The 10455-nt window shown below is 65.2% G+C and carries 9 protein-coding genes; 3 read left to right on the top strand and 6 right to left on the bottom strand.

All coding sequences use genetic code 11. The features are described from left to right. The 3 genes from secD to DBR23_RS28125 all read right to left on the bottom strand — a co-directional run. A partial coding sequence (secD, locus tag DBR23_RS28135) for a protein translocase subunit SecD (RefSeq protein WP_108500248.1) occupies nt 1-1474 on the bottom strand: 1474 nt, incomplete at its 3' end. A gap of 106 nt (nt 1475-1580) precedes the next feature. Then, nucleotides 1581-1916, bottom strand: a complete 336-nt coding sequence (gene yajC / locus DBR23_RS28130; RefSeq protein WP_015016243.1) for a preprotein translocase subunit YajC — start codon at nt 1914-1916, stop codon at nt 1581-1583. A 299-nt stretch (nt 1917-2215) separates the two neighbouring features. After that, entirely contained in the window at nt 2216-5785 is a 3570-nt protein-coding gene (locus tag DBR23_RS28125; RefSeq protein WP_108500247.1) for an indolepyruvate ferredoxin oxidoreductase family protein, read from the bottom strand. A 188-nt stretch (nt 5786-5973) separates the two neighbouring features. Between DBR23_RS28125 and DBR23_RS28120 the strand changes: the two genes are divergently transcribed. Then, nucleotides 5974-6459, top strand: a complete 486-nt coding sequence (locus DBR23_RS28120) for an Lrp/AsnC family transcriptional regulator (protein ID WP_056067858.1) — start codon at nt 5974-5976, stop codon at nt 6457-6459. A 73-nt stretch (nt 6460-6532) separates the two neighbouring features. Here the strand turns inward: DBR23_RS28120 and DBR23_RS28115 are convergent, their stop codons facing one another. After that, the gene (locus tag DBR23_RS28115) at nt 6533-7756 is read right to left on the bottom strand and encodes a murein transglycosylase A (protein ID WP_108500249.1); all 1224 of its coding nucleotides are present in this window, start codon (nt 7754-7756) and stop codon (nt 6533-6535) included. Here DBR23_RS28115 and DBR23_RS30105 point away from each other — a divergent pair. Both DBR23_RS30105 and DBR23_RS28110 read left to right on the top strand, forming a co-directional pair. Continuing rightward, nucleotides 7689-7832 carry a hypothetical protein gene (locus DBR23_RS30105; protein ID WP_199227826.1) on the top strand — a complete coding sequence of 48 codons (144 nt, stop codon included), beginning with the start codon at nt 7689-7691 and terminating at the stop codon, nt 7830-7832. The two genes, DBR23_RS28115 and DBR23_RS30105, sit on opposite strands and share 68 nt — an antisense overlap. A 197-nt stretch (nt 7833-8029) precedes the next feature. Next, on the top strand, nt 8030-8680 hold the full coding sequence (locus DBR23_RS28110; protein WP_056067856.1) for an OmpA family protein: 651 nt from the start codon (nt 8030-8032) through the stop codon (nt 8678-8680). A 36-nt stretch (nt 8681-8716) separates the two neighbouring features. Here DBR23_RS28110 and DBR23_RS28105 read toward each other — a convergent pair whose 3' ends face one another. Together DBR23_RS28105 and DBR23_RS28100 are read right to left on the bottom strand one after the other, a co-directional pair. Further along, nucleotides 8717-9346: a response regulator transcription factor gene (locus DBR23_RS28105; RefSeq protein ID WP_056067854.1), complete on the bottom strand. Its 630-nt coding sequence runs from the start codon at nt 9344-9346 to the stop codon at nt 8717-8719. 85 nt (nt 9347-9431) lie between these two features. Further along, nucleotides 9432-10455, bottom strand: a 1024-nt coding sequence (locus DBR23_RS28100; RefSeq protein ID WP_108500246.1) for a sensor histidine kinase, incomplete at its 5' end; no start/stop codon positions are given.

The following is a 10455-nucleotide window of genomic DNA, read 5'->3' as shown; positions in this document are numbered from 1 at the left end:
TGGACAAGATAGCCAGCAGCAGCAGCACGTTCACCGCCAGCGAGACGGTGGAGAAAATGCCGAACAGTGCGTAGTAGATGCACATGAACACCGCAATGGCCACCATGCCCCACACCACGCTGTGGATACCGCGCTCGATGTTGTCGGCGCCCAGGCTGGGGCCGATGGTGTATTCCTCGATGATTTCCATGGGCGCGGCCAGCGAGCCAGCGCGCAGCAGCAGGGCGGTGTCGTTGGCCTCGGCCGTGGTCATGCGGCCCGAAATCTGCACGCGGCCGCCACCGATTTCGGAACGGATGACAGGGGCCGTGACGACCTCGCCCTTGCCCTTTTCGAACAGCACGATGGCCATGCGCTTGCCCACGTTCTCGCGCGTGATGTCCTTGAAGATGCGGGAGCCCTTGGCGTCCAGCGTGAGGTTGACAGTGGGTTCCTGCGTCTGACCGTCAAAGCCCGGCTGCGCATCGGTCAGGTTTTCGCCGGTCAGGATGACCTGCTTCTTGACGATGACGGGCTGGCCGTTGCGTTCCAGGTAGCGCTCGGAGCCGAACGGCACGGGGCCGCGGCCTGTCTCTGCCGAACGGGCTTCGGTGCCCTCGTCCACCATGCGCACTTCCAGCGTGGCAGTGCGGCCCAGGATGTCCTTGGCCTTGGCGGTGTCCTGCACGCCGGGCAGCTGCACCACGATGCGGTCCAGACCCTGCTGCTGGATCACGGGCTCGGCCACGCCCAGCTCGTTGATCCGGTTGTGCAGCGTGACCATGTTCTGCTTGAGCGCCTGCTCCTGCACGCGGCGTGTGGCTTCGGGCTTGATCGAAGCGCGCAGCTTGAACTCAGTGCCTTCTGGCGTGGTGGTGACCTGGAGATCGGCGAACTGGTCGGCGATCAGGTTGCGCGCGGCCGTGGCCGTGGCTTCATCGCGCACCTTGATGTCGATGGACTGGCCGTCGCGGCTGATGCCGCCATGGCGGATGTTCTTGTCGCGCAGTGCCGTGCGGATGTCACCCGCATAGGACTCGGACTTCTTGGTCAGCGCCGCCTGCATGTCCACCTGCAGCATGAAGTGCACGCCACCGCGCAGGTCCAGCCCCAGGTACATCGGATTGGCGTGCAGGGCCTTGAGCCACAGCGGCGAACGCGACACGAGGTTGAGGGCCACGATGTAGGAAGGGTCGTTGGCGTCAGGCACCAGCGCCTTCTGGATGGCGTCCTTGGCCTTGAGCTGGGTGTCGGGCGTGTCGAAACGCGCGCGCACCGAGTTGCCCTCCAGCGCCACAAAGTCAGGTGTCACACCGGCGGCCTTGAGGGCTTCTTCCACCCGCTGCTGCACGGCGGTATCCACCTTGATGGTGGCCTTGGCCGACGACACCTGCACAGCAGGCGCCTCGCCAAAGAAATTGGGCAGGGTGTACAAGGCCCCCACCAGCAGCACGATCACCAGGATCGCGTACTTCCAGACCGGATAACGGTTCATGATCGCGCTCTCACCTCAGTTGTGCAGGCGCCCTACGCGCCAGCGCCCCCTGACCCCGCGCCCGGACGGGCCGGGGCGCGCAGCGCCTCAGGGGGATGTTCATGGATTACTTGACGGAGCCCTTGGGCAGCACCTGCACCACCGCGCTGCGCTGCATTTGCACTTCCACGCCACTGGCGATCTCGATGTGCAGAAACCCTTCGGACAGGCGCGTCACCTTGCCCACGATGCCACCGGCGGTAGCCACTTCATCGCCCTTGGCGATGGCGTCGATCATGGCGCGGTGTTCTTTCTGGCGCTTCATCTGGGGGCGGATCATGACGAAGTACAGCACCACAAACATGAGCACCAGGGGCAGCATGCCGGTCAGAGAGGACATGATGTCACCGCCGCCAGCGGCTGCGGCAGGTGCGGTTTGGGCGAAAGCGGAAGAAATAAACACGGACTGGACTCCACAACGGATGGTCAAAATTCACACAACCCGCCCACACCACGCGCCAAAGCGCCTGCGGGGGCAGAACAGAGCATTGTATGCGGCGCCTTGAGCGCCGCCCAAGGGGGAAGACCCAAGCGCGCAGCGGGTGTTTGCCACCTGCGGGCCCCACAAGGGCCCGCCAGCGGAAATACAGGCCAAAAACGGGTGATGCGCTAGGGATTCATGCCTCAATAGCTACACTATTAATAGCAAAAGCCCGCACAGAGGCGGGCTTTTGTGGGAGACACTGACGGCAGAAGGACCTATCAGGCGACCTGACGCTGGACCGGGGCGCCCGTGCGCCACTGGGCCATCAGGCCGTCCCACTTGGGACGCGCCGCCTTCAGGTGCCGTTCCTTCACGTGGCCGTAACCACGGATCTCTTCGGGAATGCGGGCAATTTGCACCGCCAAGGCCAGGTTGTCAGCGTTCAAGTGGGCCAGCAGCTCGTCGACGCAGGCGCGGTATTCGGCGATCAGTGCGCGCTCCATGCGGCGCTCCTCGGTCTTGCCGAAAATGTCCAGCGCCGTGCCGCGCAGCCCCTTCATCTTGGCCAGCACGCCGAAGGCGCTGCGCATCCAGGGGCCGAACGGCTGCTTGACCAGCTCGCCCTTGGCGTTCTTCTTGGCGGTCAGGGGCGGTGCCAGGTGGTGCACCAGCTTGTAATCGCCTTCGAACATGTTCGCGATCTTGTCCGTGAAGGCCTTGTCGGTGTGCAGGCGCGCCACTTCGTACTCGTCCTTGTAGGCCATTAGCTTGAACAGGTAGCGGGCCACAGCCTCAGACAGGCGGGTGCCGCTGCCCAGTTTTGCTTCCGCCGCCTTCACTTTCTCGACGAAGGCCTGGTACTCGGAAGCGTAAGCGGCGTTCTGATAACCCGTCAGGAACTCCACGCGCTTGGCCACCATCTCGGCCAGCGACGGCTTCTTGACGAACTGGATCACTTGCGCGGCCTGGAACAGCGCCTGCACCGCCGCCAGGTCGTGCGCGCAGCGGCGGCCCCATTCAAACGCTGCCTTGTTGTTGTCCACCTGCACGCCGTTCAATTCCATGGCGCGCATCAGCGATGCGTAGGTGAGTGGCACGCGGCCCTTTTGCCAGGCGTAGCCCAGCATCAGCGGGTTGGTGTAGATGCTGTCGCCCAGCAGCTGGGTGGCCACTTGCTCGGCGTCAAAGCTGCCCACACCTGCCGCGCCCACGGCGGTGGCAATGGCGGCGTCGCAGTTGCCACCAGGGAACTGCCAGTCCGGGTTGTTCACAAACGCCGCCGTGGGCGTACTGTGGGTGTTGAGCGCCACAAAGGTGCGGCCGGGCTGCATGACAGCCAGGGTGTACTTGTGCGCGGCCACGATGGAGTCGCAACCGATCACCAGGTCGGCCTTGGCGGTGTCGACCTTGGTGGTGTAGATGGCGTCGGGCCGGTTGGCGATCTGGATATGGCTCCAGGTGGCGCCGCCCTTTTGTGCCAGGCCGCCGGCGTCCTGCGTGATGACGCCCTTGCCGTCCAGGTGCGCGGCCATGCCCAGCAGCGAGCCGATGGTGATCACGCCCGTGCCGCCCACGCCGCCGACCACGATGCCCCAGGCGCTTTCGGCCACGGGCAGCACGGGTTCGGGGATGTTGGGCAGCGAGGAAAGGTCGCCCTTCTTCTCCTTCTTGGGCTTCTTGAGTTTGCCGCCTTCCACGGTGACGAAGCTCGGGCAGAAGCCGTTGACGCAGGAATAGTCCTTGTTGCAGGTGCTCTGGTTGATGCGGCGCTTGCGGCCGAACTCGGTCTCCACCGGCTCCACGGACAGGCAGTTGGACTTGGTCGAGCAGTCGCCGCAGCCCTCGCACACCAGCTCGTTGATCACCACGGTCTTGTCGGGCGTGGCCAGCTTGCCGCGCTTGCGGCGGCGGCGCTTTTCCGTCGCGCAGGTCTGGTCGTAAATGATGGCCGTGCAGCCCTTGATCTCGCGGAACTGGCGCTGGATGGTGTCCAGCTCGTCGCGGTGGTGCACCGTCACGCCGTCGGCCAGCGCAACGCCGTCGTACTTGTGCGGCTCGTCCGTCACGATCACGAGCTTGGCCACGCCTTCGGCCTTCAGGCTGTTCATGATCTGCAGCACGCTGTGCCCCTCGGGCCGCTCACCCACGGTCTGGCCGCCAGTCATGGCCACCGCATCGTTGTAGAGCACCTTGTAGGTAATGTTCACCCCCGCCGCAATGCTCTGGCGGATGGCCAGCAGGCCGCTGTGGAAGTAGGTGCCATCGCCCAGGTTGGCAAAGATGTGCGCGTCGGTGGTAAAGGGCTGCTGACCGACCCAGGTCACGCCCTCGCCACCCATCTGCGTGAAGGTGCTGGTGCGGCGGTCGGGCATCCAGTTGACCATGTAATGGCAGCCAATGCCCGCCACAGCGCGCGAGCCCTCGGGCACGCGGGTGCTGGTGTTGTGGGGGCAGCCGCTGCAGAACCAGGGGGCGCGTTCGCCCGTGTCCACCTTCAGCTCCGCCATCGCGCGCTCGCTGGCCTCGATGATGGCCAGGCGCGCTTCCATGCGGGCCACGATGTCAGAGGGTACGCCCAGCTTCTTCAGGCGCTTGGCAATGGCCTTGGCGATGATGGCAGGAGTGAGGTCGGCCTTGGCGCGCAGCAGCCAGTTCTGGCTGGGGTTGGGCATGCTCCATTCGCCGCCCGTGGCGTCGCCTTCGGGCTCGTCGAATTTGCCCAGCACGTTGGGGCGCACATCGGGGCGCCAGTTGTACAGCTCTTCCTTGAGCTGGTATTCGATGACCTGGCGTTTCTCTTCCACCACCAGAATCTCTTGCAGGCCTTGCGCAAAGTCGCGGGTGATGGTGGCTTCGAGCGGCCACACCACATTGACCTTGTGCACGCGAATGCCGAGCTGGCGGCAGGTGTCGTCATCGAGGCCCAGGTCCACCAGCGCCTGCCGGGTGTCGTTGTAGGCCTTGCCGCTGGCGATGATGCCGAAGCGGTCTTGCTTGCCTTCGATGACGTTGTAGTTGAGCTTGTTGGCGCGGATGTACGCCAGGGCCGCGTACCACTTGTAGTCCATGAGGCGCGCTTCCTGCTCCAGCGGCGCGTCGGGCCAGCGGATGTGCAGGCCGCCGGGCGGCATCACAAAGTCCTCGGGCAGGATGATCTTCACGCGGTCCGGGTCGATGTTGATGCTGCTGGACGACTCCACCACCTCCTGGATGGTCTTCATGCCCGACCACACACCCGAGAAGCGGCTCATGGCAAACGCATGCAGGCCCATGTCCAGAATCTCTTGCACGCTGCTCGGGAAGAACACCGGCGTGCCGCAGGCCTTGAAGATGTGGTCGCTCTGGTGCGCGGCCGTGCTGCTCTTGCTGATGTGGTCGTCGCCGGCAATGGCGATCACGCCGCCGTGTTTGGCGGTGCCGGCCATGTTGGCATGCTTGAACACGTCGGAGCAGCGGTCCACACCCGGGCCCTTGCCGTACCAGATGCCGAAGACGCCGTCGAACTTCTTGCTTTGCGGGTACAGATCGAGCTGCTGCGTGCCCCACACCGCGGTGGCGCCCAGTTCTTCGTTCACACCGGGCTGGAAGACGATGTTGTTGGCTGCCAGGTGCTTCTTGGCCGCCCACAGCGCCTGGTCGTACGTGCCCAGGGGCGAGCCCCGGTAGCCGCTGATGAAGCCCGCCGTGTTGAGCCCCGCCGCCGCATCGCGCTGGCGCTGCAGCATGGGCAGGCGCACCAGGGCTTGCACACCGCTCATGAAGGCGCGGCCTTCGCCCAGGGTGTATTTGTCGTCCAGAGTGACCGTCTCTAGCGCTTTGCGGATGGACTCGGGCAGGGGGGCGTTCATGGCTATGTCTCCAATGGCTTTTGTGGGGTCCGCGCCTTGTGGGCACGCTGGGGTAGCACCATGCAGCCCGTTTAGGGCTGCGGCACTAATCTGCGGGTAAGTGTATGTCTGCGCCGCTGATATGTCTTTGCGTTCTGTGCCGTGTTTAGGCTATTCTGAGAAAGGATCTTTCTCTTTTCAGCCGCTTTGTGAACACTCTCGACAAATTCGATATCGCCATCCTCAACGAGCTGCAGGCTGACGCCCGACTGACGAATGCCGAGTTGGCCCAGCGGGTGGGCCTGTCGGCCGCCCCCTGCTGGCGCCGCGTGCGGGCGCTGGAGGAGCAAGGCTTCATCAAGGGTTACCGCGCGGAGATCGACCGGCACAAGATCGGCCTCGGGGTACTCGCCTTCGTGCGGCTGGATGCGGACCGCAGCACGGGCAACCTCACGCGCAAGATGGAGGAAGCCATCCGACAGATTCCGGAAGTGGTGTCGTGCCACTACATCAGCGGCACCGGCACCTTCGAGCTGCAGGTGGTGGCACGGGATCTGGACAGCTTCTCGCAGTTTGCGCGCGACGTGCTGCTGAACCTGCCCAACGTGAAAGACATGCACACCAGCTTCTCGCTGGGTGAGGTGAAGGCCAGCGGGGCGCTGCCGCTGACACACCTCACACGCACACGGGCTTGAAGGCGCGCCGCCCTGGCTCTACCAGCTCCAAAAGGCATGGCAGATTGGGGCCACGCCTCATTTCATGAGCGCCTCAGCGCGGCCACAGCGCCCAAAGGCGCAAGTTCTGCTTGAGCCGGCCCGCGATGTCACCCGCCTCTGGCCCCCAACCCGTGAAATAGTCCGCGCGCACTGCACCGAGGATGGCGCTGCCCGTGTCCTGTGCGAGCACCAGGCGGTTGAGCTGCACCTGCGGGCCGGACGAAGCCAGCCACACGGGTGTGCCGTAGGGAATGCTCTGCCGGTCCACTGCAATCGATCGGCCGGGCGTCAGGGGCACGCCCTGCGCACCACGCGGGCCAAACCCGGCGTCCAGCGGGCTCAAAGGCTCTTCGCGGAAGAACACATAGCGCGGGTTGCTCCACAGCAGCTCATTGGTGCGCTGGGGGTTCGCGGCCACCCAGGCGCGGATGCCCGGCCAGGTCGCATCGCGCGTCAGGCCCTGGTCCAGCAGCCAGCGGCCCACGCTCTGGTAGGGCTGGTCATTGGTGCCTGCGTAGGCCACCCGCACCAGCGAGACCGAGCCATCGGGCTCGGTGATGCGCAGACGACCCGACCCCTGGATGTGCAGCACCATGGACTCGATGGGATCACGCAGCCACGCAATGGCCCGGCCCGCGAGCGCGGCCTGGGCCTCCGGCAGGGTGTCAATCTGCTGGCGGGTGTACCAGGGCTTGCGCGCCCCGAGGCTGGCGGGTACCCGATAGATAGGCACCGTGAAACCATTGCCGGGCTGGCGCACCGCGTCCATCATGGGTTCGTAGTAGGCCGTCAGCAAGCCATCGGCGTTGCCGTCAGTCGCCTCGACGCGGTAGGGCTGCAGGCGTGCGATGAGCCAGGCACGCTGCTCATCGGCCGTGGCAATGCTCAGCTGCCGGACCTCGCTGCACAGCGCAGTGAAGGGGGGCTGGGGCCGCTCGCAGCTCTTGATCCACGCGTTCCAGGCTTCGTGCAGCGCGTCTTCGGTAAAGCCCGGCAGCTCGGCCCAGCGCACGGGAATCCAGCGGCTTTTGGGCTGCGCCATGGGCGATGGCAGCGGGCCGGTGTCGCCCGGCAGCACCACCGCACTGGGCGGCAGCGGCGCAGGAGTGCCCCCAGGGCGTGCGGGGACTGGGGCAGGGGGCGTGGAGCAGGCGGCCAGCGTTCCTACAATCAGCGCGGTCAACGCAACGCGCAGGAGTGTCAATTTCATGGGGCTGATTTTGCTTGAAGCGCTGCTGGCGCTGGTGGTACTGGTGGCTATCGTGTGGTGGACCATGTTCTCGGGCCGCAAGGGAGGAGAACTGAAGGCCCCACCGCCCGCCGACAGCGACAAGCATCCGCCATCGCCTTGAACGGGCAGTGAGTTGCGCCCCAGGGACGGCCCTGTCCTACAACCGATGGGCCAGCGCGCCGATGGCACAGCTTCATCGCGGGCCCCACGATGGCGTGAGCTGGGTGACGCCACTGCACGGGACGCGATAACGCTCCGACAGCGCGGCGGGTGCGAGACCCGCCCACCCAGCGCCACCGCTTTTCAAGGAGCACACACATGCGCACACACATTCAAATTCTCGGCGCTGCCGCCGCCATCGTTCTGGTCACCGGATGCGCCAGCATGGATGACACCCAGCGCCGTACGGCCACCGGAGCTGGCATTGGGGCGCTGGCAGGCGCGGTCATCGGCTCCGCGACCGGCGGCAGCGCCGGGACCGGCGCCGTGGTGGGGGCCGGTGTCGGGGCACTGGGCACCTACATCTGGTCGCAAAACATGGAGCGCCAAAAGCGCGAGATGGAACAGGCCACCCAGGGCACCGGTATCGCCGTGACCCAGACGGCTGACAACCAGCTCAAGCTCAATATCCCCAGCGACATCTCGTTTGCCGTGGGCCGCTCGGACATCCAGCCCAACTTCGCGCCGGTCCTGGACCAGTTTGCCGCAGGCCTGCGCAACAACCCGAACACTGACGTACGTATCGTGGGGCACACCGACAGCACAGGCAGCGATGCCACCAACAACCCCCTGTCGATGGACCGCGCCGCAAGCACCCGCAGCTACCTGACAGCGCGCGGTGTGGATGGCCGCCGCATCGTGATCGAAGGCATGGGCGAGCGTTACCCCATCGCTACCAACGACACCGCCGAGGGCCGTGCGCGCAACCGGCGGGTCGAGATTTTTGTGGGCGAACGACCACGGGGCTGATCGCCCGGACTGCGAACTCCCCGCCAGAAGGTGGGCTCAGTTGCCCGTGCGCAGCAGGTTGGCCAACTCCACAGCGGACTTGACCTGCATCTTGTCGAACACCCGTGAGCGGTGAACCTCGACCGTGCGCACGCTGATGTCGAGCTGGTCGGCGATGAGCTTGTTGGGAAGACCGGCGACCACCAGGTCCATCACATCACGCTCCCGCTCGGTCAGTTCGCTCAGCCGTACCTGCAAGTCACTGCGTTCGCGCACCTGTGCCAGCCGCTCGGCCGATTGGGCGAGTGCCTGCTCAATGCGGTCCACCAGCGCGTTGTCGGAAAAGGGCTTCTCGCAAAAATCAAAGGCCCCCCGCTTGACGGTGTCCACGGCGGTGGGCACGTCCGCATGGCCAGTGAGAAAGATCACCGGCATGGTGGCCAGGTCGCCCCGCGCGGCCAACACGTCAAACAGTGCCAGCCCGCTCATGCCAGGCATACGCACATCCAGCAGCAGGCAACAGGGCTGGCGTTGGGGGGGCCGCTTTTGCAGCATGGCATCGAAGGCTTCGGCCGAATCAAAGGACTCGCTGGGCAGCCTGCGCGAGCGCAGCAGCCAGGCCAGTGCCTCGCGCACGCTGGCGTCATCGTCCACGATGTACACGGTGGCGTTGGTGATGGGCTCCATAGATCAGTTCAGTTGTCCATTGCAATGTCAGTCACGCGCAGACGATGAAAGCGCCAAAGCCCCTGCGCTGGCCGCCGTAACTGCCTCAGGGGGTGGCTCCATTGTTCACGGGCAGCGTGAAGGTGAATACCGTACCACGGGGCTCATTCGGCGCAAATCCGAGAAAACCGCCGTGTTGTTCAATGACGGTGCGGCACATGCTCAACCCCAAGCCCATGCCCTCCGGGCGGGTGGTGAAAAACGGGGTGAACAGTTTTTCTGCGACCTCGGGGGGAATCCCGGTTCCCACATCGGTCACAGCAAATTCAATCCAGCCGTTGTGCGGATTGGAGGCAGCACGCCGCACCCTGATATCCAGCACGCGATTGCTTACTCCAGGATCATCCATCGCCTGCATGGCATTGCGCGCCAGGTTCAGCAATACCTGCTCCACCATCGTACGGTCACACAGCGCGGGCGCCAGGCCCTGCTCCACCGATGTATTGACGCGCACGCCCAGTTTGCGGGCCTGCAGGCTCACCAGCGGCAGAATGGCATCGAGCAATTGCTGCGCATGCACTGCCTCACGGGCTTGGTCGCGGCGCCGGACGAAGTCGTGAACACTTTTGATCACTCGGCCCGCTCGCTCGGCCTGGCGGGCAATCTGGCGCATGGCCATGCGCACATCCTCCAGCGCGTCGGGCTCGGGTACAGACGCACTGGCGGGAGTGGCATGTTCCAGCAGGTTGATGGAACCATTGGCGTAGCTGGAGATGGCGGCCAGCGGCTGGTTGAGTTCATGGCTGAGCAACGAAGCCATCTCGCCCACCGTGGCCAGCCGCGCAGTGGCCTGCAGCCGCTCCTGCGAGGCGCGGGACAGCTCCTCCACCCGGCGCTGTTCGCTGATGTCCAGGAACGCGCTCATCCAGCCGGTGTGCTGGCCTTGGGCATTGATGAGCGGGGCCTCGATGATCAGTACGGGAAACCGCGTGCCGTCCTTGCGCATGAACTCGGACTCAAACCCCTCGCGCGGCGGCATGGTGCCGGCAAAACGGATGGCCTGGCGCTGGCGGTATTCCTCCACACGCTCGGGGGGCCAATAGGGTGCCGACATGCTCAGGCCCAGCAGC

The organism is Acidovorax sp. HMWF018 (assembly GCF_003061035.1).
Lineage (GTDB): Bacteria > Pseudomonadota > Gammaproteobacteria > Burkholderiales > Burkholderiaceae_C > Acidovorax > Acidovorax delafieldii.
This window is presented reverse-complemented; position numbering and strand designations above follow the sequence as displayed.